The organism is Streptomyces phaeoluteigriseus (assembly GCF_001896135.2).
In the GTDB taxonomy this organism is placed as follows: Bacteria; Actinomycetota; Actinomycetes; order Streptomycetales; family Streptomycetaceae; genus Streptomyces; species Streptomyces phaeoluteigriseus.
In genome coordinates this window covers 419,669-444,134 of the sequence record NZ_MPOH02000016.1, presented here as the reverse complement: position 1 = coordinate 444,134, position 24,466 = coordinate 419,669, and the positions used below count along the sequence as shown (strand labels likewise).

10 protein-coding genes and 2 pseudogenes are annotated in these 24,466 nt (G+C 74.5%); 9 read left to right on the top strand and 3 right to left on the bottom strand.

The window, feature by feature from the left end; translation table 11 throughout:
- Window positions 1–26 precede the first annotated feature (26 nt).
- From sbnA to cyc2, 5 genes and pseudogenes are all read left to right on the top strand, one after another.
- Window positions 27–1,031 carry a 2,3-diaminopropionate biosynthesis protein SbnA gene (gene sbnA / locus BM536_RS26650; RefSeq protein ID WP_073496802.1) on the top strand — a complete coding sequence of 335 codons (1,005 nt, stop codon included), beginning with the start codon at window positions 27–29 and terminating at the stop codon, window positions 1,029–1,031.
- Window positions 1,028–8,896, top strand: coding sequence for a non-ribosomal peptide synthetase (locus BM536_RS26645; protein ID WP_094103606.1), 7,869 nt, complete (start codon window positions 1,028–1,030; stop codon window positions 8,894–8,896). Before sbnA ends, BM536_RS26645 begins: the two co-directional genes overlap by 4 nt.
- A complete protein-coding gene (locus BM536_RS26640) occupies window positions 8,893–13,425 on the top strand; it encodes a non-ribosomal peptide synthetase (protein ID WP_158086544.1) in 4,533 nt (1,510 codons plus the stop codon). The genes BM536_RS26645 and BM536_RS26640 overlap by 4 nt, the downstream gene beginning before the upstream one ends.
- Window positions 13,426–13,430: 5 nt before the next feature.
- Window positions 13,431–14,624 (top strand): damage-control phosphatase ARMT1 family protein, encoded by a 1,194-nt coding sequence (locus BM536_RS26635; RefSeq protein ID WP_094103647.1) that lies wholly within the window; start codon window positions 13,431–13,433, stop codon window positions 14,622–14,624.
- Window positions 14,625–14,758: 134 nt separating this feature from the next.
- Window positions 14,759–16,920: pseudogene (gene cyc2, locus BM536_RS26630) on the top strand (germacradienol/geosmin synthase Cyc2).
- 169 nt (window positions 16,921–17,089) lie between these two features.
- Here the strand turns inward: cyc2 and BM536_RS26625 are convergent.
- Window positions 17,090–17,845: a CTP synthase C-terminal region-related (seleno)protein gene (locus BM536_RS26625; protein ID WP_073498210.1), complete on the bottom strand. Its 756-nt coding sequence runs from the start codon at window positions 17,843–17,845 to the stop codon at window positions 17,090–17,092.
- An 87-nt stretch (window positions 17,846–17,932) separates the two neighbouring features.
- Here BM536_RS26625 and BM536_RS26620 point away from each other — a divergent pair, with 87 nt between their 5' ends.
- Complete coding sequence (locus BM536_RS26620) at window positions 17,933–18,799, top strand: LysR family transcriptional regulator (RefSeq protein ID WP_094103604.1); 867 nt, start codon at window positions 17,933–17,935, stop codon at window positions 18,797–18,799.
- A gap of 107 nt (window positions 18,800–18,906) precedes the next feature.
- Window positions 18,907–19,485, top strand: a complete 579-nt coding sequence (locus BM536_RS26615) for a PDZ domain-containing protein (RefSeq protein WP_073498208.1) — start codon at window positions 18,907–18,909, stop codon at window positions 19,483–19,485.
- Window positions 19,486–19,518: 33 nt separating this feature from the next.
- Here the strand turns inward: BM536_RS26615 and BM536_RS26610 are convergent.
- Window positions 19,519–20,273: pseudogene (locus BM536_RS26610) on the bottom strand (phosphodiesterase).
- Window positions 20,274–20,489: 216 nt separating this feature from the next.
- Between BM536_RS26610 and BM536_RS26605 the strand changes: the two are divergent.
- Together BM536_RS26605 and BM536_RS26600 are read left to right on the top strand one after the other, a co-directional pair.
- Window positions 20,490–21,617 (top strand): aminopeptidase P family protein, encoded by a 1,128-nt coding sequence (locus BM536_RS26605; RefSeq protein WP_073498206.1) that lies wholly within the window; start codon window positions 20,490–20,492, stop codon window positions 21,615–21,617.
- 58 nt (window positions 21,618–21,675) lie between these two features.
- The gene (locus BM536_RS26600) at window positions 21,676–22,614 is read left to right on the top strand and encodes an aminoglycoside phosphotransferase family protein (protein ID WP_094103603.1); all 939 of its coding nucleotides are present in this window, start codon (window positions 21,676–21,678) and stop codon (window positions 22,612–22,614) included.
- Between the two features lie 41 nt (window positions 22,615–22,655).
- On the opposite strand, the gene treZ is transcribed toward BM536_RS26600, so the two are convergent.
- Window positions 22,656–24,401: a malto-oligosyltrehalose trehalohydrolase gene (treZ, locus tag BM536_RS26595; RefSeq protein WP_094103602.1), complete on the bottom strand. Its 1,746-nt coding sequence runs from the start codon at window positions 24,399–24,401 to the stop codon at window positions 22,656–22,658.
- Window positions 24,402–24,466 lie beyond the last annotated feature (65 nt).

The following is a 24,466-nucleotide window of genomic DNA, read 5'->3' as shown; positions in this document are numbered from 1 at the left end:
CGGGAAGACGGGGGAGGTGGGGCACGGTGCCCATCATCGGTACCCCGCAGGAGTTCCACGAGGAAGACCTCTTCGTGGACCTGCGGCAGTTGTACGGTTGGCCGCTCTATCTGAAGTGCGAGGCCTTCAACTTCGCCGGCTCGGTGAAGCTCAAGGCAGCCGCTTCCATGATCGACGCGGCCGAGCGCAGCGGGACGCTGGGACCGGACTCCGTTCTGGTGGAGTCCTCGTCGGGCAATCTGGGCCTGGCGCTGAGCATGATCGCCGCAGCCAAGGGATATCGCTTCATCTGCGTCGTCGACGCCCGCACGAACCTGACGACCCGCCAGGCCATCGAGTCGCTCGGCGGTGAGGTGCACGTCATCACCGAGGCCACCGGCGCGGGCGGGTTCCTGGGAGCCCGACTGGACCACGTACGGGCGCTGTGCTCCGAGGACGAGCGGGTGCTCTGGCTCAACCAGCACGCCAACGCCAACAACTGGATGGCGCACTACCGCACCACCGCTCCCGCCATCGAGAAGCAGTTCCCCGGGCTCGACCTGCTCTTCGTCGGCGCCGGCACCACCGGCACGCTGATGGGCTGCGCCCGCTACTTCAGGGACCGCCCCGGCTCACAGGTGACGATCGTGGGAGTCGACAGCGTCGGCTCGGTCACCTTCGGCGGGCTCCCGGGCCCCCGCATGATCCCCGGCCTGGGCGCCGGCGTACGGCCGGCCCTCTTCGACGAGTCCTACGTCGACGACATGGTGCTCGTGCCGGAGATCGACACCATCCGCACCTGCCACCAGCTGGCGCGCAGCGGATTCCTCTTCGGCGGCTCGACCGGGACGGTCGTCAACGGCGCGGTGCGCTGGCTCGCCGAACACCGGCCCGGTGAGGACGTCACCGCCGTGGCCATCTCTCCCGACCTCGGTGATCGCTACCTGGACACGATCTACCAGAGCAACTGGGTCCAGGACATCTACGGCCTCGACGAGTTCGGCCTGGGGACCGGGCCGACCCCCGCCACTTCTGGAGTGAATCAACGATGAGCGAGTCGTTCAGCCACGAACTGCCGCTCTCGCTCGCGCAGCGGGAGATGTGGTACGCCCAGCAGCTCGACCCCGGCAACCCGGTCTTCACCATGGCCGACCACCTCGACCTGCACGGACCCCTGGACCCGGCCCGCTTCGCGGCGGCCTGGCACGGCCTGCTCGCCGAGACCGACGCCCTGCGCGCGGTGTTCACCGAGCGGGACGGCGAAGCCGTGCAGACGATCCGGGAGTTCACCTGGGAGGTCCGCGAGGGCACCCTGGACCGGGCCGACCCCGCCGATCCCGCCTCCCCGCTGACCACGCCCGGTGTCGCGGTGCGCGACCTGCGCGCCGAGGCCGACCCGGACGCCGTCTCGCGCCGGCTGATGGCCGAGGACCTGGCGCTGCCGTCCTCGCTGACGGACGGCGCCGTACGGTGGCAGCTGCACCGGCTCGCCGACGACCACCACCGCTTCTACGTGTCGGCCAACCACATCCTGCTGGACGGCTTCAGCCGCACCCCGTTCTACCGGCGGTTCGCCGAGCTGTACGCGGGCACGGCCGACGGCGAGCCCCTGCCGCCGCTGCGGGTCCTCGTCGACGACGAACAGGCCTGTCTCCACTCCGCGAAGCACGAGCGGGACGCCCGGTTCTGGGCCGGCCGGTTCGCGGAGACCCCCGAGCCGACCCGGCTCTCCCCGCGCCGCCCGCTGCGGGCACGGCACACGCTGAGGTGGAATTCCCCCGTTCCCGCAGCGACCGTGACCCGGCTGGAGCGGGCCGCCTGGGAGAGCCGGGTCACCCTCCCCGCCGCGCTGGTCGCGGCCACCGCCTCCTACCTGGCCCGGGTCACCGGCGGCAGCCGGGTGCTGCTGACCCTGCCCGTGCCGGCCAGGACCACGCCGACGGCCCGCACGGTCCCCGGCATGCGCGCCAACTTCCTGCCGCTGCCGCTCGACGTCACCCCCGCGCTGACCCGCGACGGCCTGCTGGAACTCACCGCGGCCGAACTGCGCACCACCCTGCGCCACCAGGGCTACCGCGGTGACCGGCTGCGCCGCGAGCTGGGTCTCGCCGGGGACGCGGAGCTGTCGTACGGGCCGACCGTCAACGTGCTGGAGTCGGGCGCCGACCTGGTCTTCGGCGAGTGCACCGGCCGGCTGCACAACCTGTCCACCGGGCCGGTGCCGGGACTCCAGCTCATCTACCTGGACGCGCCCGGCGGACGCTGGACGCTGCGGCTGGACGCCAACCCGGGCCTGTTCACCGACGAGGAACTCGCCGCGCACGGCGAGCGCCTGCTCGGCCACCTGGAGAGCTTCGCGCTCGCGCCGGCCGCACTGCCGCTGGGCCGGCTCGACGTCACGCTGCCCGCCGAGCGGCAGGTCGTCCTGGAGGACTGGAACGCCACCGTCCGCACCGGCGGCTTCACCGACGTGGTGGAGCGGGTGCGCGAGCTGGCCGCCGCGAGCCCGGACGCGATCGCCGTGGACGACGGCACCGTACGGCTGACGTACGCCGACCTGTGCGCGCGGGCCGACGAGGTGAGCCTGCGGCTGGCCGGGGCCGGGGTGGCCACCGGGTCGCTGGTGGCGCTGGCCGCCGACCCGGGGACGCAGTTCGTCGCCGCCGTGCTCGGGGTGCTCGCCACGGGCGCCGCCTGGATCCCGCTGGACGTGCACGCACCCGTCGCCCGCGGGGCGGCCCTGCTCGCCGACAGCGGGGCGGAGGCCCTGCTGTTCAGCCCCGTCCGCGAGGGCTACGCCCATCAGCTGCTGGCGGCCGGCGACCACTGGCCCAAGATCGTCGAACTCCTGGACGTCCGGGAGGGAGGGAAGCGCGCCGATGCTCCGACGGCTGCCGCACCGGCTGCGGGCACGGGCGACGACCTGGCCTATGTGATCTTCACGTCCGGTTCCACCGGCCGCCCCAAGGGCGCCATGGTGCACCGGGCCGGCATGGTCAACCACCTGCTCGCCAAGGTGGAGGACCTCGGGCTGACGCCCGACGACGTGCTCGTGCACAACGCGCCCGTCAGCTTCGACATCTCCGTGTGGCAGATGCTCGCCGCGCTCGTGGCCGGCGGCCGCACCCGGGTCGTGCCGCGCTCCCTGGCCGCCGACCCGCAGGGCCTGTTCGCGCTGGTCGACGAGGAGGACATCACCGTCCTGGAGGTCGTGCCCTCGCTGCTGCGGGCGGCCGTCGACGACTGGGACAGCGGCGCCGCCCGGCCCCGGCTGGCCTCCCTGCGCCATCTCGTCGTCACCGGCGAGGCCCTGCCCGCCGACCTGTGCCGCCGCTGGTTCGCGCACTTCCCCGGCGTGCCGCTGGTCAACGCCTACGGCCCGACCGAGGCGTCCGACGACGTCACCCACGCCTTCATCCGCTCCGAGGCCGACCTCGGAGACGTCCACACCCCGATCGGCTCCGCGATCCGCAACACCCGCCTGTACGTCCTCGGCGACGGCCTGCGTCCCGTGCCCGTGGGCGCGCCCGGCGAGCTGTACGTCGGCGGGGTCGGCGTGGGCCGCGGCTACCTGGACGATCCGCGCCGCACCTCGGCCGTGTTCGTCGCCGACCCGTTCGCGACGGAGCCGGGCGCCCGCATGTACCGCACCGGTGACCGCGTACGGCACCGCACGGACGGCCGCCTGGAGTTCCTGGAGCGCGTCGACCACCAGGTCAAGATCCGCGGCCATCGCATCGAACTCGGCGAGGTCGAGGCCGCGTTGCGCGGCGTCACCGGTGTCACCGACGCGGCCGTGGACGTCGCCGTGGACAGCGCGGGCTCGACCCGGCTGGCCGCGTTCGTCACCGGCGACGTCGATGTCGCCGAGGTGAAGGCCGAGCTGTCCACCACCCTGCCCGACTACATGGTCCCGGCCGCCTTCGTGGTCCTGGACCGGCTGCCGCTCACCGCCAACGGCAAGGTCGACCGCAAGGCACTGCCCGCACCCGACCTCACCGCCGGGCAGCCGGGACGCCGCCCCCGCACCCCGCGTGAACAGGTGCTGTGCGCGGTGTTCGCGGAGGTCCTCGGCGTCGAACAGGTCGGCATCGACGACGACTTCTTCGAGTTCGGCGGGCACTCGCTGCTCGCCACCCGCGCGATCAGCCGGATCCGGGTGCTGCTCGGCGCCGAACTTCCCGTCCGGGTCCTCTTCGAGGCCCCCACCGTCGCCGCGCTCGCCGAACACCTCACGGAGGCCGGGGCCGCGCGTCCCGCGGTCACCGCCCAGGAGCGGCCCGCCGCACTGCCGCTGTCCTTCGCCCAGCAGCGCCTGTGGTTCCTGGACCGGCTCGACGCGGACGCGGCCGTCGGCTACCACCTGCCGCGCGCCGTACGGCTGACCGGCCCCCTCGACCACGAGGCGCTCGCCGCGGCCCTCGGGGACGTCGTCGACCGCCACGAGTCGCTGCGCACGGTCTTCCCGGAGCGCGACGGCCGGGCCGTCCAGGTCGTCCTGCCCGCCCGGAACGGACCGTTCGACCTCCCCGTCACCGAGGTCGCCGCCGGTGACCTCGACGCGGTGCTCGCCGAACGGGCCGTACGCCCCTTCGACCTCGCCGCCGACCTGCCGCTGCGCGCCGAGCTGTGCACGCTGTCGGACCAGGAGCACGTGCTGCTGGTGGTGCTGCACCACATCGCCGGCGACGGCTGGTCGGTGCTGCCGCTCGCCGAGGACCTGCGCACCGCGTACACGGCACGCACCGCGGGTCACGCCCCCGGCTGGGCACCGCTCGACGTGCAGTACGCCGACTACACGCTGTGGCAGCGCGAACTGCTCGGCGACAGCGCCGACCCCGGCTCGCTCGCCGCCCGCCAGCTCGACTTCTGGCGCGGCGAACTGACCGGAATACCCGACGAGCTGGAGCTGCCGACCGACTTCCCGCGCCCCGCGCTGCCCGCTCACCGCGGCGGGCAGATCTCCTTCCGGCTGGACCGGGAACTGCACGAGGCGGTCACCGCGCTCGCCCGCGCCACCGGCGCCAGCGTCTTCATGGTGCTCCAGGCCGCGCTCGCCGCCATGCTGCGCAAGCTGGGCGCCGGCACCGACATCCCGCTCGGCACGCCCGTCGCCGGCCGCACCGACGCGGCCCTGGAGCGGCAGGTCGGGTTCTTCGTGAACACGCTGGTGCTGCGCACCGACGTGTCCGGCGACCCCACCTTCCGCGAGCTGATCGGCCGCGCACGCACCACCGACCTGGCCGCCTACGCCCACCAGGACGTGCCCTTCGAATGGCTCGTCGAGGCACTCAACCCGGAGCGCTCGCTGGCCCGCCAGCCCCTGTTCCAGGTGCTCCTGGCGCTCCAGAACAACGCGGCGACCGACCTCGCCCTGCCCGGCACCCGTGCCGAGACGACCGCCGTCCCCACCGGCACCGCCCGCTTCGACCTGGCCTTCGAACTCACCGAGGAGCAGGACGGCAGGGGCCGCCCCGACGGCATCGCGGGTCTGCTGGAGTACAGCGCCGACCTGTTCACCCACGAGAGCGCCGAGTCGGTCGCCGCCCGCCTGGTGAGCCTCCTGCACGCCCTCACCGAGCGGCCGGACACCGCGCTCAGCGGCTTCGACGCCCTGCTGCCCGCCGAGCGCGAGCGGCTGTTCGGCGAGTGGAACGGCTCCGCGGTCGAGGCACCCGAACCCACCACGATCGCCCGTCTGTTCGCCGCACGCGCCGCCACCGACCCGCACCGCCCGGCCCTCGCCCTGCCCGACGGCACCACCGTGTCCTACGGCGACCTCGCCGACCGGGCGCACCGGCTCGCGCACCTGCTGGTGGAACGGGGTGTGCGCCCCGGCCAGGTCGTGGCGCTGATGGCGGACCGCTCCGCGCACACGGTCACCGCGGTCCTGGCGGTCCTGGCCGCCGGAGCCGCCTACCTGCCCATCGACCCGGCCTACCCGGACGAGCGGATCGCGTACGTCCTGGACGACGCCCGCCCCGCCGCAGTGCTGACCACGGCGGCCGTCGCCGACCGGGTCCCCGCGACGGCCCCCGAACCGCTGGTACTGGACGCCGACACCGTCCTCGCCGACCTCACCGGCCGGCCCACCCGCGCCCCCGAGCACGGCCCGGCGCCCGGCGACCCGGCGTACGTCATCTACACCTCCGGCTCCACCGGCCGCCCCAAGGGCGTGGTCGTCGGGCACGCCTCGGCGACCGCGCTGACCGCGCAGGCCGCACGGTTCGGGGTGCGGGAAGGGACCCGGCTGCTCCAGTTCGCCTCGCTCAGCTTCGACGCGGCGGCCTGGGAGGTGCTGACCGCCCTGGTCACCGGCGCCGTCCTGGTCCTGGCCACGGAGGACCAGCGCGCCCCCGGCGATCCGCTCGCCGCCCACCTCACCGACGCCGGCATCGACGTCGTATGCCTGCCGCCGGCCGTGCTCGCGGCCTGGCCGGAGGACCGGCCGGTGCCGTCCGGGATCACCGTGATCACCGCGGGGGAGGCCTGCCCGCCCGCGCTGGTGGAGAAGTGGGCCGCGCACACCACCCTGCTCAACGCCTACGGACCCACCGAGACGACGGTCTGCGCGACCGTCAGCGACCCGCTCGTGCCCGGCCGCAGGCCGTCCATCGGCACCCCGCTGGCCGGCACGGTCGTGCACGTCCTCGACGACGACCTGCGGCCCGTCCCGGCCGGCGTCACCGGCGAGCTGTACGTCGGCGGCGCGAGCCTCGCGCACGGCTACCTCGGCCGCCCCGACCTGACCGCCCAGCGGTTCGTCACCGACCCGTACGGCCCGTCGGGCGCCCGCATGTACCGCACCGGCGACCTCGTGCGCCGCCGCGCCGACGGCGTCCTCGACTACCTGGGCCGCGCCGACGACCAGGTCAAACTGCGGGGCTTCCGCATCGAACTGGCCGAGGTGGAGGCCGCCCTGGCCGCCCACCCGGAGGTGGACCGGGCCGCCGTCGTCGTCCGCGAGGACCGCCCCGGCGACAAACGCCTCGTCGCCTACGTCGTCCCGGCGGCCGGCACGACGGCGCCCCCGGCGACCCTGCGCAGCCACGTGGCCGGGCTGCTGCCCGACTACATGGTCCCGGCCGCCGTCGTCACCCTGGCCGGCCTGCCGCTCACCACCAACGGCAAGCTCGACCGGCGTGCCCTGCCCGCCCCCGACTACACCGACGCCACCCGCGGCCGGGCCCCGGTCACCGAGCGGGAACGGGCGCTGTGCGCGGTGTTCGGCGAGGTGCTCGGGCTCGACGAGGTCGGCGCCGACGCCGGGTTCTTCGACCTGGGCGGCGACTCCATCAGCTCCATCCAGCTCGTCGGCCGGGCCCGCGCGGCAGGCCTGCTGCTCACCGCGCAGGACGTCTTCCTGCACCGCACGCCCGCAGGGCTCGCCGCGGTGGCCCGCCCGGTGGACGAACAGGTCGTGCGCGGCACGGACGACGGGATCGGCACCTTCCCGCCCACCCCGATCATGCGCTGGCTGCACGCCCTCGACGGCCCCTGCGACGCCTTCCGGCAGGCGGTCGCCGTCCGCACCCCGGCCGGCGCCACCCGGGCGAGCCTCGCCACCGCCCTGCAGACGCTGATCGACCACCACGACGCCCTGCGGACGCAGCTGCTCGACGAGGACGGCACCTGGACGGCGAAGGTGCGCGAACCCGGCACGGTCAACGCGCCCTGGCTGCTGGTCCGCGAGAACGTGGCCCGGCTGGACGGCCCCGCCCTCGCGCAAGCCGTGCGGGACGCCGCGTCGGCCGACGCCGCACGCCTCGACCCGCGTCAGGGCACCATGCTCCGCGCGACCTGGCTCGACGCGGGCGCCGACCGCCCCGGCAGACTCGTACTGACCCTGCACCACCTGGTCTGCGACGGCGTCTCCTGGCGGATCCTCCTGGACGACCTCGCCCGCGCCCACGAGGCGGCCGTGGCGGGCGGCCCGGCGGAGCTGGAGCCGGTCGGCACCTCCGTACGGCACTGGGCCCGACTTCTCGTCGCGGAGGCCGCCTCCGAACAGCGAGCGGCGGAGGGCGAGTTGTGGCGGCGGACGCTGGCCGCCCCCGACCCGCTGCTCGGCGGGCGGCCCCTCGACCCGGCGCGGGACACCCACGCCACCGCCCGCACCCTGCGCCGCACCCTCGACACCGAGGCGACCCGGGCGGTCCTCACCGAGGTGCCCGCCGCCTTCCACGCCGAGATCAACGACGTCCTGGTCACCGCCTACGCGCTGGCCGTCGCCGACTGGCGGCGCCGCACCCGCGACGACGCGGCGGCGGTGCTGATCGAGATGGAGGGCCACGGCCGCGAGGAGATCGCCGACGGCATCGACCTCGGCCGGACGGTCGGCTGGTTCACCACCACCTACCCGCTGCGCGTCGACCTCGGCGCGCCGGACTGGGCGGAGGTGTGGGCCGGCGGGCCCTCGGCGGGACGCGTCCTCAAGCAGGTCAAGGAGCAGCTGCGGGCCGTGCCCGACCACGGCGTCGGCTTCGGCGTGCTGCGCCGGATCGCCGCCCTGCCGGGCCTGGAGCGCACCCCGCAGCTCGGCTTCAACTACCTGGGCCGGCTGCCCGCCCCGCGCGACGCGGACTGGGCGACCACCGAGGAGTCCCCGCTCATCGCGGCGGGCGCCGACCCCGGGCTCGCGCTGCCGCACACGCTCGGCCTCAACGCCCTCACCGAGGACGGGCCGGACGGGCCGCGCCTGACCGCCGTATGGACCTGGCCGGGCGAACTGCTCGACGAGGCGGACGCCGCCGACGTCGCCGAGGGCTGGTTCCGGGCGCTGCGCGCGCTCGTCGCCCACGCACAGAACCCCGACGCGGGCGGCCACACGCCCAGCGACGTGGACCTGATCGCCCTGAGCCAGGACGAACTGGACGCATTCGAGAACGAGATGGACGACTGGGGGGCCTCCCTGTGACACGCGGAAGATCCAACCTGAGCGACGTCCTGCCGCTCACCCCGCGACAGGAAGGCCTGCTCTTCCACGCGGTCTCCGGGCGGCGGGAGCTGGACGTCTACACCGTGCAGCTGGTGCTGGACCTGTCCGGGCCGCTGGACGGGGCGCGCCTGAAGGCCGCCGCCGAGCGGTTCCTCGACCGCCACCCGCACCTCAAGGCCGGGTTCCGCTACCGCGACAACGGCGACCCCGTCCAGCTCGTGCCGCGCACGATCGCCCTGCCCTGGCAGGAGGACCACGTCACCGACGAGCACCGGATCGGGCAGCTGACCGAGGAGGACCGCCTGCGGCCCTTCGACATGGCCCGCCCGCCCCTGCTCCGGTTCCGCCTGATCCGCACCGGCGCCACGTCGTACCGTTTCGTCCTGACCGCCCATCAGATCCTGTTCGACGGCTGGTCGATGCCGGTCATCATCAGCGAACTGTTCACCCTGTACGGCGACCCGGCGGCCCCGCTGCCGCCCGTCACCCCGTACAAGACCTACCTCGCCCACCTCGCCCGGCAGGACGACGCCGGCGCCGAGGCGGCCTGGCGGGAGGCGCTGGACGGGCTCACCGAGGCCACTCTCGTCGCCCCCGGCGGCACGGACGGCTCCCGGCTGCCCGACCACCACGTCCTCGACCTCCCGACCGGCTTCACCGCCGGCCTCACCGCCTGGGCGAAGGAACGCGGGCTCACCCTCAACACGGTCGTCCAGGGCGCCTGGGCGACGGTCCTGGGCACCCTCACCGGGCGCACCGACATCGTCTTCGGTTCCACGGTCTCCGGCCGCCCGCCGGAGCTGCCCGGCGTCGAGTCGATGGTCGGCCTGTTCATCAACACCGTCCCGGTACGGGTCACGCTGGACCCGTACGCGGCCTTCCCCGAGATCCTCGGCCGGCTCCAGGAGCGGCAGGCCGCGCTCCTGCCCCACCAGCACCTCGGCGCCGCCCGCGTCCAGCGGGCGGTGGGCCTGGGCGAGCTGTACGACACCGTGCTGGTCTTCGAGAACTACCCGCTGGACCCGGCCGCCCTGCGCACCCCGGTCCCCGGCCTCGCCGTGACCGGCCTGGAGGCCAAGGACGCCACCCACTACCCGCTGAGCCTCATGGCGATCCCCGGCGAACGGCTGAGGCTGACGGTGTCCTACGATCCCGGCAGATACGCCGCCGCCGAGGCGGCCGACGTCCTGGCCCGGCTGGAGCGGGTGCTGCGGTCGGCGGTCGCCGAACCCGAGACGCCGTCCGGCCGGATCGGCGCCCTGCTGCCGGGCGAGGACGTACCGGACCTGCCGGTGGCATCCGGCGGGGACGCCTTCACGGACGTCGTGGCCCGGGTGCGCGAGCTGTGCGCGGCCCGGCCCGACGCGGAGGCCGTCGCCGACGACCACGGCAGCCTCACCTACGCCGGCCTGGCCGGACGCGCCGGCGGCATCGCCGCGCACCTCACCGGCGCGGGCGTCGGTCCCGGCTCCCTGGTGGGCGTCCTCGCCGCCCCCGGCCGTGACTTCGTCGCCGCCGTCCTCGGCACCCTCGCGGCGGGTGCCGCCTGGGTCCCCCTCGACGTCCACGCCCCGACGGCCCGCAGCGCCTCCCTGGTCCAGGACGCGGGCGTACGGCACCTGCTGGTCGACGGGGAGCACGAGGGCGCGGCACGCGACGTGCTGGCCGCCGCCGGGGCGGAGCTGCCCGTCACCCCCGTCACCGGCCTGCCCTGCGCGCCCCTTGCGGAGGCGCCCGGCGGCCCGCTCGACCTGGCCTACGTCATCTTCACCTCGGGGTCCACCGGGCGGCCCAAGGGCGCCATGGTGCACCGGGACGGCATGGTGAACCACCTCCTCGCCAAGGCGGAGGACCTCGGCCTCGACGCGGACACCGTGCTCGTGCACAACGCGCCGGTGACCTTCGACATCTCCGTGTGGCAGATGCTGGCCGCCCTGGTGAGCGGGGGCCGGCTGCGGGTCGTGGGACGGTCCACGGCCGCCGACCCGCAGTCCCTGTTCGGGCTCGCGGACACCGACGCGGTCACCACCTTGGAGGTGGTCCCCTCGCTGCTGCGGGCCGCGCTCGACGCCTGGGGCGCGGGCGCCCGCCCGCCGGTCCTCGCCGCGCTGCGGCAGCTGGTCGTCACCGGCGAGGCGCTCCCCGCCGACCTGTGCCGCCGCTGGCTCGCCCGCTTCCCCGGCATCCCCCTGGTCAACGCCTACGGCCCCACCGAGTGCTCCGACGACGTCACCCACGCCCTCATCACCGACGCCACCGGTCTCGGCGACGTACGGGCGCCCATCGGGCGGGCCGTGCGCGAGACCGGGCTGTACGTCCTCGACGACGCCCTGCGTCCGGTGCCCGCCGGGGTGCCCGGGGAGCTGTACGTCGGCGGGCGCGGGGTCGGGCGCGGCTACCTGGACGACGCCGCGCGCACCGGGGCCGCCTTCGTGGCCGACCCGTTCGCGGGGAGGCCCGGCGCCCGCATGTACCGCACCGGCGACCGGGTGGTGCGGACCGTCTCCCCGGAGGGGGAGGCGCGGCTGGAGTTCCTGGAGCGGCGCGACCACCAGGTCAAGGTGCGCGGCCACCGCGTCGAACCCGGCGAGATCGAGGCCGTCCTGCGGACCCTGCCCGGGGTCGCGGACGCCGTGGTCACCGTGTTCGGCGAGACCGGCACGGCCCGCCTCGCCGCCCACCTCGCCGGTACGGCCGACCCGGCGCGCGTGAGGCGGGAACTGGCCGCGCTGCTGCCCGAGTACATGGTTCCGGCCGCGTTCGTCGTCCTGCCCGCGCTGCCGCTGACCCCGAACGGCAAGGTGGACCGCAAGGCGCTGCCCGCCCCGGACCTCGCCGGGGTCTCCACCCGCGGCCCGCGCACCCCGCAGGAGGCCGTGCTCTGCCAGGCCTTCGCCGACGTCCTGGGCGTCGAACGGGTCGGCGCCGACGACGACTTCTTCGACCTGGGCGGCCACTCGCTGCTCGCGACCCGGCTGATCAGCCGCGTCCGCGCGCTGCTCGGCGCGGAGCTGCCGATGGCGCTGGTCTTCGAGGAGCCCACCCCGGCCCGCCTCGCCGCCCGCCTCCGCACGGCCGGGGCGGCCCGGCCCGCCCTCGCCGCCGCCGTACGGCCCGCGAGGCCGCCGCTGTCGTACGCCCAGCGCCGGATGTGGGTGCTCAACCGGCTGGAGGGGACGGCCGGGGCCTACCACCTGCCCTGGACACTGCGGCTCACCGGGCCGCTGGACCGGGACGTCCTCCAGGCGGCGCTGAACGACGTCGTCGCCCGGCACGAGGCGCTGCGGACGGTCTTCCCGGAGGCGGACGGCGAGCCCTACCAGCGGGTGCTGGAGAGGGCCGAGGTGCCGCTGGCCGCCGTCGAGGACCTCCCGGCGTTCGTCGCCCGAGGTTTCGACCTGGCCGCCGAACCACCCCTGCGGGCCGGCCTGCTGGCGGTGGGGGAGGAGGAGCACACGCTCGCCGTCGTCATCCACCACATCGCCGCCGACGGCTGGTCCAACGCCGTCCTCGCCCGCGACCTCGGCACCGCCTACCGGGCCCGGCTCGACGGCACCGCCCCGAGGTTCGCGCCGCTGCCCGTGCAGTACCCGGACTACGCGCTGTGGCAGCGGGACCTGCTCGGCGACGAGGACGACCCCGGCAGCCTCGCGAACGAACAACTCGGCTTCTGGCGCAAGGCCCTGGACGGGCTGCCGGACGAACTCCAGCTGCCCGCCGACCGGCCCCGGCCCGCGGTCGCCTCCTACCGGGGCGCCACCGTCGGCTTCACCGTCCCCGCCGCCACCCACCGCCGGGCCGCCGCCCTCGCCGCCCGCTCGGGCGCCAGCCTCTTCATGGTGCTCCAGGCCGCCCTCGCCGCCCTCTACGCCAAACTGGGCGCCGGCCAGGACGTGCCCCTCGGCACCCCGGTCGCCGGCCGCACCGACGAGGCCCTGGACGACCTGGTCGGCTTCTTCGTCAACACCCTCGTCCTGCGCACCGACGTCTCCGGCGACCCCACCTTCACCGACCTCGTCGACCGCGTCCGCACGGCCGACCTGGCCGCGTACGCCCACCAGGACGTGCCCTTCGAGAAGCTCGTCGAGGCCCTCGCCCCCACCCGCTCCCTGGCCCGCCACCCCCTCTTCCAGACCCTGCTCGCCCTGCACAACAACACCCGGCCCGACCTCGAACTCCCCGGACTGAAGGTCGAGTTCGGCGCGGCCGGCACCGGCGGCGCGCGCTTCGACCTCGCCTTCGACCTGGCCGAGGAACAGGACACCACGGGGGCGCCCGCCGGGCTCGCCGGACGGCTGGAGTTCAGCGCCGACCTGTTCACCGAGGACACCGCCCGACGCCTCGCCGACCGGTTCGCCCACCTCCTCGACGCCCTGACCAGCAACCCCGGCGAACCCCTCAGCACGGTCTCCGCCCTGCTGCCCGGCGAACGCGAGACCCTCCTGGAGGAGTGGAACCAGACCCCCGCCCACCCCTACGACCCGCCCGCCCACCCCGCGATACCGTGATCCGCATGTCCGACACCCCCGTGCCGCCCGTTCCGCCCGTGATCCTGGGCGACGAGCCCGGCTCCTTTGCGCGCGGTGTCCTCGCCGAGCGGCACCCCGCGATCATCCGGCGGGTGCGGGACGCCTTCCCCTACGGACCCGACGTCCGGCGGTCCCTGGACGCGCTGCTGACGAGCTGTGTCGAGGGTGTGATCGAGCCGCTCCCCGCCGACGCGCACGACCGGGACCGCTGGCGGGTCTGGGGGCTGGACGGGTACGCGGGCCGCTCCTGGTACGAGGTGCCCTGGCTGTGGTCGGAAAGCTACTTCTACCGCCTGCTGCTCGAAACCGTCGGCTACTTCCGGCCCGGCCCCTGGCAGGGTCTCGACCCGTTCCGCCCGTTCAAGCTCGCCGAACTGGACGCCCCCGAGACCGACGAGGAACTCGCCGCGCTCGACGGCCTTGAAGGCCGCCCGGAGCCGGAACGGGAACAGGCTCTGCTGCACGGCTCCCTCTGGGGCAACCGCGCCGACCTCGGGTTCCGACTCTCCGACGCGGGCGCGCGGGACAGGGCCGCCGTCCCCGGACTCGTCGCCGACGACAGCGAGACCCTGTGGGCGCTGCTGGCGCCCCCGCAGGCCGCCGACGGCGCGCTGTGCCTGGTCGCCGACAACGCCGGCCGCGAACTGATCCCCGATCTGCTCCTCGCCGCCCACCTCCTCGCCCACGGGCGGGCCGGCCGGGTCGTCCTGCACGTCAAGCCGTACCCCTACTACGTCTCTGACGCCACGACGGCCGACGTCGTCGACGCGCTGCGCCGCCTGACGGCCGCTCCGGGGACGGCCGGCGGGTACGGGCGGCAGCTGTGGGCGGCGATGGCGGACGGCACGCTGACGGTTCGCGCCCATCCCTTCGCCGCGGCCCCGCTGCCGTACGAGCGGATGCCGGACGATCTGCGTGCCGAGTTCGCGGGCGCCGCCCTGACGATCGTGAAGGGTGACCTCAACTACCGCCGTCTGGTTGGCGACCGGCTGTGGCCGCCGACGACCCCCTTCGCGGACGTGACCGCCCACTTCCCCGGCCCGGTCGTGGCCCTGCGCACCCTGAAGTCGGACGTGATCACCGGGTTGTCCGCCGGTACCGAGGCCGCGCTGACCGCCGCCGAGGGCCGGAGCTGGCGGACCGGCGGGACACACGCGCTGATCCAGACCAGGAAGTGAGCGCCGCGCGGGCCGCCGCGTCCGCCCGCTGTCAACAGCGCCCGATTCGCAAGGATTCGCCCCCGGTTCACGCGATGGTGTGATCATGTGCCGCGCCACGGATGACGGTTGGCGCCCCCGGGTAGGGCCCGGCCATGACGCAGCCGTTCGAACTCCCGCACTTCTACATGCCGTATCCCGCGCGCTCAACCCGCACCTCGACGAGGCCCGCGCCCACTCGACGGCGTGGGCGCGCGAGATGGGCATGCTGGAGGGCTCCGGCATCTGGGAGCAGGCCGACCTCGACGCGCACGACTACGGCCTGCTCTGCGCCTATACCCACCCCGACTGCGACGGCCCCGCCCTGTCGCTGATCACCGACTGGTACGTGTGGGTGTTCTTCTTCGACGACCACTTCCTGGACATGTTCAAGCGCACCCCGGACCGGGCGGCCGGAAAGGCCCACCTGGACCGGCTCCCGCTGTTCATGCCGCTCGACCCGGCGACTCCGGTGCCGAAACCGGAGAACCCGGTCGAGGCGGGCCTCGCCGACCTGTGGGCGCGCACGGTACCGGCGATGTCCGCCGACTGGCGGCGCCGCTTCGCCGTCGCCACCGAGCACCTCCTCAACGAGTCGATGTGGGAGCTGTCCAACATCAACGAGGGGCGGATCTCCAACCCCGTCGAGTACATCGAGATGCGCCGCAAGGTGGGCGGCGCCCCGTGGTCCGCGGGGCTCGTGGAGTACGCGACCGCCGAGGTCCCCGCCTCCGTCGCCGGGTCCAGGCCGCTGCGGGTGCTGATGGAGACCTTCTCCGACGGCGTGCACCTGCGCAACGACCTGTTCTCCTACCAGCGCGAGGTGGAGGACGAGGGCGAACTGAGCAACGGCGTGCTCGTCCTGGAGACGTTCTTCGGCTGCACCACCCAGGAGGCCGCCGACACCGTCAACGACATCCTCACCTCCCGCCTCCACCAGTTCGAGCACACCGCCGTGACCGAGGTGCCCGCGCTGGCCCTGGAGAACGGCCTCCGGCCGGACGAGGTGGCCGCCGTCGCCGCCTACACCAAGGGGCTCCAGGACTGGCAGTCCGGCGGCCACGAGTGGCACATGCGCTCCAGCCGCTACATGAACAAGGGAGCCGGCTCCACCTCGCCCTGGGAGAAGCTGACCCGTCCCGGTACCTCCGCCGCCGACGTCGGCGCCCTGCTCGCCTCGGCCGCCGCGGAACGCATGCGCGCGTACACGCACCTGCCGTACCAGAAGGTCGGCCCGTCCCGGCTGCCCGAGTTCCACATGCCCTTCCAGGTGGAGCTGAGCCCGCACCTGGACCGGGCCCGCCACAACCTGGTCGGGTGGGCGCGCCGTATGGGCATGCTGTCCGAAGGGGTGTGGGACGAGGACAAGCTCGCCTCCTGCGACCTGGCGGTCTGCTCGGCGGGCCTGGACCCCGACGCCGGCCCCGAGGCCCTCGACCTCAGCGCCTCGTGGCTCGCGTTCGGCACCTACGGCGACGACTACTACCCGCTGGTGTACGGCCACCGTCGCGACCTGGCCGCGGCCCGGGTCACCACCGCCCGCCTGTCGGCCTGCATGCCCGTCGACGGCGAGGAGACCGTCGTCCCGCTGAACGCCATGGAGCGGTCGCTGATCGACCTGTGGGCGCGTACGACGGCCGGGATGACCCCCGACCAGCGGCGCACCCTGCGCGCGGCGGTCGGCAGCATGACGGAGAGCTGGGTGTGGGAGCTGTCCAACCAGCTCCAGAACCGCATTCCCGATCCCGTGGACTACCTGGAGATGCGGCGCGCGACCTTCGGCTCCGACCTCACCCTGAGCCTGTGCCGTATGGGCCAGGGCCCCGCCGTCCCACCCGAGGTGTACGCCAGCGGCCCGGTCCGCTCGCTGGAGAACGCGGCCATCGACTACGCCTGCCTGCTCAACGACGTCTTCTCGTACCAGAAGGAGATCGAGTTCGAGGGCGAGGTCCACAACGCGATCCTCGTCGTGCAGAACTTCTTCGGCTGCGACTACCCGACCGCGCTCGGCGTCGTCCACGACCTGATGACCCAGCGCATGCAGCAGTTCGAGCACGTCGTCGCGCACGAACTGCCCATCCTGTACGACGACTTCGGCCTGTCTGCGGCGGCCCGCGAGGCCATGCGCGGATATGTGACCGACCTCCAGAACTGGATGGCCGGCATCCTGAACTGGCACCGGGTGGTGGACCGTTACAAGGACTCCTACCTGTCCCGCCGGTCCCACGGCTTCCTGCCCGACCGCCCACCGGCCGTCCCCGCCCTGCCGGTCGGCTGACCGCGCACGGCGACCGTCGCGGCGTTGCCGCTCGACCGACCGCCCGCGCGGGCCGTGCCCGCCGTCCGGCGTGCCGAGTGTCCGTCACCGGGCCGCGCCCGCCCGCCGTCCGGGGTGCGGAGTGTCCGTCACGCGGATCGTGCCCGCCGTCCGGCGTGCGGAGGGTCCGTCAAACGGACCGCGCCGCCGTCCGGCGCGTCGCGTGACCGACCGCGGCTCGTGCCAGTCCCCGGAGCATGGGGTGCGGGCGTGAGCCGTCGCCGTACAGCTCCGGCTGGAAGAGGGAGGCCAGGAAGAAGGGGTGGCCGGGGAGTTCGGCCATCCGGACCTGGCCCGCCGCGTCCCGGCCGGAGAAGCGCAGGCCGTGCGCGACCAGGGTGTCGAAGTGCCGGGAGAGGCCGTACCGGCAGGAGTAGCGCTCGACCGTGGACTCCCGGCCGATCACCTCGCGGGCCAGCGAGCCCGGCTCCAGCAGGACGGTGTCCTCGTGGCCCTCCAGCGAGCAGGCCAACGGTTCCAGGAGCGGGTCCTCGGCGCCCGGGTCGTTCTCCGCGTGCGCCGCGTCGGCCAGCCCGCAGGCGTTGCGGGCGAACTCCAGCAGCGCGTGCTGGAACCCGCCGCAGGTGCCGAGGAACGGAATGCCCTCCTCGCGGGCGGTCCGGATCGCGGCGAGGACACCGGCCTCGCTGCGGTACGGGCTGCCCGGCACCACCCACACCGCGTCGAAGCCGCGCACCGCGTCCTCGGCCTCCGCGTCGGCCGACGGGATCCAGTACGCGTCGAGGACCAGCCGGTCCCGGGCGGCGAGGGCGTCGAGCAGGAGCGGGATCCGGGTGTGCGAGACGACGTTGGGGGAGTGGTCGCCCACCAGGGCGACCTTGGCGATCCGGGCGGTGCCGGCGATCTGAGCGGTGCTGTCGGTCATGGGTCTCATCCTCGGAGCCGGCTCCACTTCACGTCCAACGATGATTTCTGCACTTCCGATAAGCAGAACTGATGCGACCCTGTGGGCATGGACCCGCACCTCCTGCGCACCTACGTCACCGTGGCCCGTCTCGCCTCCTTCTCCGAGGCCGCGCGCGACCTCGGCTACACCCAGTCGGCCGTGTCCCAGCACATCGCGGCCCTGGAACAGGACCTCGGCGCGCCGCTGCTCACCCGCCGTCCCGTCGCCCCCACGGCGGCCGGCGAGCGGCTCCTCGAACACGCGGGGCCCCTGCTGCTGCGTCTGGCGGCGGCCCGCGCGGACGTCGTGCGGATGGCCGCCGCCCCCGACCACGGCCTGACCCTGGCCGCCTCCGCGACCGCGCTCACCCCCGCGACCCTCGCCGCGCTGCCGTCCGCCGGTGTGACACTGCGGGTGCTGGCCCGCGACGAGGTAGCGGCCGCCGTCGCCGCGGGCACCGCCGACGTGGGCCTCGTCGACGGCCTCGCCGCCCCCAGCGACCCCCTCCGGCTGCCCGACGTGGCACCGCTCACGACCCACGGCGTCGGGGAGGAACCGGTCGGCGTCCTGCTGTCCGCCGGCCATCCCCTGGCCCGCCGCACCGGACTGCGCCTCGGGGACCTCGCCGACGCCCGCTGGATCGACGCCCCCGACACGGGTCTGCCGCTGCCCCAGCTCCGCGCCGCGAACGGCGGCCGCGGCTTCCGCCCGGCCCTGCGCTACGACGGCACCGACGTCCGCGTCCTGGCCGCGCTCGCCGCCGCGGGCCACGGCCTGACCCTGCTGCCCCGCTCGGCGACGGCCGACACGCCGGGCGCGGTGGCCGTGCCGCTCACCGCACCGAGGGTCGTCCACCGGGTGGAACTCGTCCACGCCGGGACGCCGACGGGTGCCGCGCGGGCCCTGGTCGCGGCGCTGTCCCCGCGCGTGTGAGCCCGGTTGCGCGGCGGTCGTACCGCTGTTGACCGCTGGTCAGTCTCACTCGTTCGTGGCTTGTGACGCTCCGGTGCGACGGGTAGGGCACCGGACGGAGGCGATCCATGGAACAGACCGCGTTGCGTCCCAAGCCCATGCCCGGCCAGGAGCCCGGCGGAGGCCCGCCGTCCGACGGCCGGCCCCACCACCCGCACGCCGCCCGCCGTCGCGGCCGACATCTGACGACGCTGCTGTCCGGCCTGTTCGTCGGTACGGTCCTGGTGCTGTCCGGCGTCGGCCTCGGCACCGTGGGCGCCACGGTGATCGGCGCGAGCAAGCTCGCCGAGCTGCAACGGCAGGCGGGCGGGGCCGCACCGGGTGCCGTCTCACAGGCGGGCCCGAGTCCGTCCGCTCAGGACTCCCCGGCGGCGGCGCCCGTCGACGCCACCCTGGGCCTGGAGATCGTGGACGCCGACAAGGGGGGCGCCGAGGTCGTCGCCGTCCATGTGCCCGGTCCCGGCTATTCGGCCGGTCTGGTGCGCGGGGACCTCGTACTGCACTTCGGCAGGGTCCGGATCGACTCGGCGGCGGATCTCGCGCGTGCGGTCGACGAGGCGAAGCCGGGCCGGGAGATCAAGGTGACGGTGCGTCACAGGAGCGGCGGGTATCAGCAGTTGACGGTCGTGCCGGGGATCGTCACCTGACGGCCCGGTCCGCGCGAGGGTGCGCCGCCGGACTCAGACGACCACGCGGAAGTGGCTCGTGAGCCGCCGGTCCTCGTCCAGGACGTGGAACGCGAACCCGACCGGAGCCGCACGGTCGGCGATCTCCTCGCCCTCCCAGGGCAGCCGCAGCGTCCATGTCACGCCGGGGCCCACGACCAGCGGCCGCCCGGCGAAGGTGGTGGCGGCCGGGCTGTGGGCGTGGCCGGTGATGATCCCGGCGATCTCCGGCCGGCGCTCCAGCAGCGCGGCCAGCCGGCCGGGGTCACCCAACCGGTAGCCGTCCGGCAGGGGATGGTGCAGCGTCACCGGGGGGTGGTGGAAGGCGAGCAGTGCCGGCACGTCCCCGTCCAGCTCGTCGAGGGTCTCCTCGATCCAGGCGTACGTCTCGTCGGCCAGGGCCCCCTCGTCCTCGCCCGGGATGCTGGAGTCGCACATCAGGACCGCGCCTCCGTCGAACACCTGGACGCTGTTGACCGGCCCGTCGGCGGCCGGCCGCCCGAGCAGGGCCTTGCGGTACGGGGCGCGACGGTCGTGGTTGCGGGGCAGGTGAGCACCGGCCAGGGAGTGCGGGGGCCGTGCGGCCCGAGGATGCGTGCGGCCTCCTCGTACTCGGCCTCCGTCCCGTGGTCCGCGATGTCCCCGGTGACCAGCAGCGCGTCCACCCGCCCCGGCAGGTTCCGGAGCCGCTCGCACACCCGCTCGGCGCGCTCGGTGGCACGTGCGCTGCCGTCCAGGTGCAGATCGCTGATGTGGGCGAGTACGAGCACGGAGTCGGCCTCCCGAAGTAGATTAATGCTTATCAGATACCCAACCATTAGATCTGACGACGAGATCCAACCATGAGATCCGATGAGCAGGCAATGCACACCCGTCAGGGGGCGGCGAGTGGACCTTCCCGCGAAACCCGTCGACCGGGTCGCGCCGCCCCTGATGACCGGGCAGGATGCTGCCCGTAGTCACCACGTCCTTCCAGGGAGGCCCGGATGACCGGCCGTACGCCCGCGCGCTTCACCGCCGCCGACTACCGGGCCCGCATGGAGCGGGCCGTCCGAGCGGCCGCCGACGCGGGGCTGGCCGGTCTGCTCGTGGCCCCCGGCCCGGACCTGGTCTGGCTCACCGGCTACGCGCCCCCGGCGGTCACCGAACGGCTCACCCTGCTCGTCCTCACCCCCGACCGCGACCCCGTCCTCGTCGTCCCGGCGCTGGAGGCCCCCGACGCCGCCGAGGCGGTCGGTGCCCCCGCGCTCACCCTGCGGGACTGGACGGACGGCAAGGACCCCTACGCCGCCACCGCCGCCCTCCTGGACACCGGCAAACGGTTCGGCGTCAGCGACAACGCCTGGGCTCTGCACCTGCTCCGCCTGCAGAGGGCCGTGCCGGACAGCTCCTACGCCTCCCTCACCGAGGCCCTGCCGATGCTGCGTGCCGTCAAGGACGCTGCCGAACTGGAGCTGATGGCGGCCGCGGGAGCGGCCGCCGACGCAACGTACGAGGAGATCCGGAAGGTTCCCTTCGCCGGGCGCAGGGAGTCCGAGGTCGGCGCCGACCTGGCCGACCTGCTCCGCCGCTTCGGGCACTCCCAGGTCGACTTCACCATCGTCGCCTCGGGCCCGAACGGAGCCAACCCGCACCACGAGGTCGGTGACCGCGTCATCGAACACGGCGACATGATCGTCCTCGACTTCGGCGGCCTCAAGGACGGCTACGGCTCCGACACCTCCCGCACCGTCCACGTCGGCGAACCCACCGACGAGGAACGCCGGGTCCACGATCTCGTCCGCGAGGCCCAGGAGGCCGGCTTCCGCGCCGTACGGCCCGGCGTCGCCTGCCAGGAGATCGACCGCGCCGCCCGAGCCGTCATCGCCGACGCCGGGTACGGCGAGTACTTCATCCACCGCACCGGCCACGGCATCGGTGTCACCACGCACGAACCGCCGTACATGATCGAGGGCGAGGAGCAGCCCCTCGTGCCCGGCATGTGCTTCTCCGTGGAACCCGGCGTCTACCTGCCCGGACGGTTCGGGGTGCGCATCGAGGACATCGTCACCGTCACCGAGGACGGCGGCCGGCGCCTCAACGACACCACGCGCGAGATGGTCATGGTCGACTGAAACCCACCAGGAGTTCCGGCACCCACCCGAACGGCACCCGAACGGCTACGGCGCGACCATGACCCAGGCATCCACACCCACCGCGGACACCGTCCGCCGGCTGGTCCGCACGCTCCTCGAGGTCGGCGACGAGGGCGGTCCCGGCCCCGAGGTGCGGCCCGTCACCGAGGAGGGCGGGCACGGCACCTGGTGGGTCGGCACCCGCCACGTCCTGCGGCTGGCCCCCGACCGCGAGGCGACCGTCCGCATGCGCCGCGAACTGCGCCTGCGTGACCTCGTCCGGCCGCACGTACCGGTCGCCGTGCCGACCTCCGTCGCGCACGGCGAATGGTCGCCCGGCCTCACCTACACCCTCGACACCAAGGTGCCCGGCGGCACCGCCGAGGAGCACGACGTGTCCGCCGTGGGCGAGGCCGACCTGGCCGGACTGCTCGGCGGACTGCGCGAGGTACCGGCCCGGCAGGCCGAGACGGTCGGCGTGCCGCGCGTCGCCCCGCGCTCCCTGGAGGCACTGCGCCGGATGGCCGTGGCCGCCGCCCAACGGCTCGCCGACGAGGACGAGTTCGACCCCGCCCGGCTGCACCAGCTCACCCCGCCGGGCGCCGTCCAGCTCGCCGCACAGCCCGCCACCGCCGTCCTCGTCCACCACACCCTGCGGGGCGAGCACCTCGTGGTCGGCGCCGACGGCCGGGTGCGCGGCGTCCTCGACTGGACCGGCGCGGTCGTCGGCGATCCGGCCGAGGACATCGCCGGCCTCGCCCTCGCCGTCGGCTCCGGCGCCGCCGTCCGCGCCGCCACCCTCACCGGGTACGGCGCCCGCGCCTGCCTGCGCGGCCTGTGGCTGGCCCGCTGCGACACCGTCGTACGCCTGGCCGAACGCCTGACCGGCCACGGCACCGAGTCCCCGGCCCTGCTGCGCACCCAGCTGCGACGCTCCTGGGAGGCGATCCTGCTGGAACGGGTGACGGAGCTGCGCGAGGACGGGACGGACGACTGACGGACCCGCCCGTCCCCGCCCCGCTCCGCCCGGTGCGGCCCTCAGTCCTGCTCCAGCACCACGCACGACTCACCGGGCAGGCGCAGCAGCCCGTCCGGGCCCGGTGCCTCCACCGGTTCCCACGCGGCCAGTACGCGTGCGGGGCGGGTACCCAGGGGGATCGCCGCCGGTGCCTCGCCGAGGTTCACGGCCACCCGGACGTCGCCGCGGCGGAAGGCCAGCCAGCGGGCCTGCGTGTCGTAGGCGACCTTGAGGTCGGCGAGGTCGGGGTCGGTGAGGTCCGCCTGGGCGTGCCGCAGCGCGATCAGGCGGCGGTACCAGGCCAGCACGCGCGCGTGCGGCTCGCGCTCCGGCTCCGACCAGTCGAGGCAGGAACGGTCCCGGGTCGCCGGGTCCTGCGGGTCGGGCACCTCCTCCTCCGCCCAGCCGTGCGCCGCGAACTCCCGCCGCCTGCCGTTCCGTACGGCCTCGGCGAGGTCCGGGTCGGTGTGGTCGGTGAAGAACTGCCAGGGCGTGCCCGCCGCCCACTCCTCGCCCATGAACAGCATCGGCGTGAACGGGGACGTCAGTGTCAGCGCCGCCGCGCAGGCCAGCAGGCCGGGGGAGAGGGAGGCCGCGAGCCGGTCGCCCAGGGCGCGGTTGCCGACCTGGTCGTGGGTCTGGGAGTAGCCCAGCAGCCGGTGCGCGGGCACCCGGGTGCGGTCCAGCCGCCGCCCGTGGGACCGGTCGCGGAAGCTGGAGTAGGTGCCGTCGTGGAAGAAGCCGCCGGTGAGGGTCTTGGCCAGCGCGGCGAACGGATCGCGCGCGAAGTCGGCGTAGTAGCCCTGGGACTCGCCGGTCAGGGCGGTGTGCAGGGCGTGGTGGAAGTCGTCGTTCCACTGCGCGTGCAGGCCCAGGCCGTGCTCGCGGCGGGGCGTGATCAGCCGCGGGTCGTTCAGGTCGGACTCGGCGATCAGGAACAGCGGGCGGCCCGTCTCCGCGGCGAGCGCGTCCACCGACTCCGACAGCTCCTCCAGGAACGGGTACGCGCGCGTGTCGGCCAGCGCGTGCACCGCGTCCAGCCGCAGTCCGTCGATCCGGTAGTCGCGCAGCCAGGCCAGCGCGCTGTCCAGCAGGAACGCCCGCACCTCGTCCGAGCCGGGCGCGTCCAGATTGACCGCCGAACCCCAGGGAGTGTGATGGGTGTCCGTGAAGTACGGGCCGAAGACGGGCAGGTAGTTGCCCGACGGACCCAGGTGGTTGTGCACGACGTCCAGGACCACGCCCAGCCCCAGCTCATGGGCGCGGTCGACGAACCGCTTCAGCGCCTCGGGCCCGCCGTACGGCTCGTGCACCGCCCACAGCGAGACCCCCTCGTAGCCCCAGCCGTGCCGGCCGGGGAAGGGGCACAGTGGCATCAACTCCACGTGCGTCACGCCCAGTTCGACGAGATGGCCGAGCCGGTCGGCCGCCGCGTCCAGCGTGCCCTCGGCGGTGTACGTGCCCACGTGCAGCTCGTACAGGACCGCGCCCGGCAGCGGACGCCCCTGCCACGCGGCCCGCCACGCGTAGCGGCCGTGGTCGACGACCGCGCTCAGCCCGTCCGGCCCGTCCGGCTGACGGCGCGACCGCGGGTCCGGCCGCACCGGGCCGTCGTCCACCGCGAAGCCGTACCGGGCGCCGTCCCGCGCCTCCGCCTCGCCGCTCCACCACCCCGGCCGCGCCGCGTCGCGCTCCAACGCGCTTGTGACGCCCTCGCACTGGAGCGTCACACGTTCGGCCTGCGGTGCCCACACCTCGAACTGCACGGACGGTTCCCCTTCGTCTGCTCACAGCCTGCTCACCGTGATGTAGCCCGACCCGACCCATCGTG

Coding starts and splice junctions, on each gene's coding strand:
- BM536_RS26645 (WP_094103606.1), top strand. CDS start 1,028: ATGAGCGAGTCGTTCAGCCACGAACTGCCGCTCTCGCTCGCGCAGCGG.
- BM536_RS26635 (WP_094103647.1), top strand. CDS start 13,431: ATGTCCGACACCCCCGTGCCGCCCGTTCCGCCCGTGATCCTGGGCGAC.
- BM536_RS26625 (WP_073498210.1), bottom strand. CDS start 17,845: ATGACCGACAGCACCGCTCAGATCGCCGGCACCGCCCGGATCGCCAAG.
- BM536_RS26620 (WP_094103604.1), top strand. CDS start 17,933: ATGGACCCGCACCTCCTGCGCACCTACGTCACCGTGGCCCGTCTCGCC.
- BM536_RS26615 (WP_073498208.1), top strand. CDS start 18,907: ATGGAACAGACCGCGTTGCGTCCCAAGCCCATGCCCGGCCAGGAGCCC.
- BM536_RS26605 (WP_073498206.1), top strand. CDS start 20,490: ATGACCGGCCGTACGCCCGCGCGCTTCACCGCCGCCGACTACCGGGCC.
- BM536_RS26600 (WP_094103603.1), top strand. CDS start 21,676: ATGACCCAGGCATCCACACCCACCGCGGACACCGTCCGCCGGCTGGTC.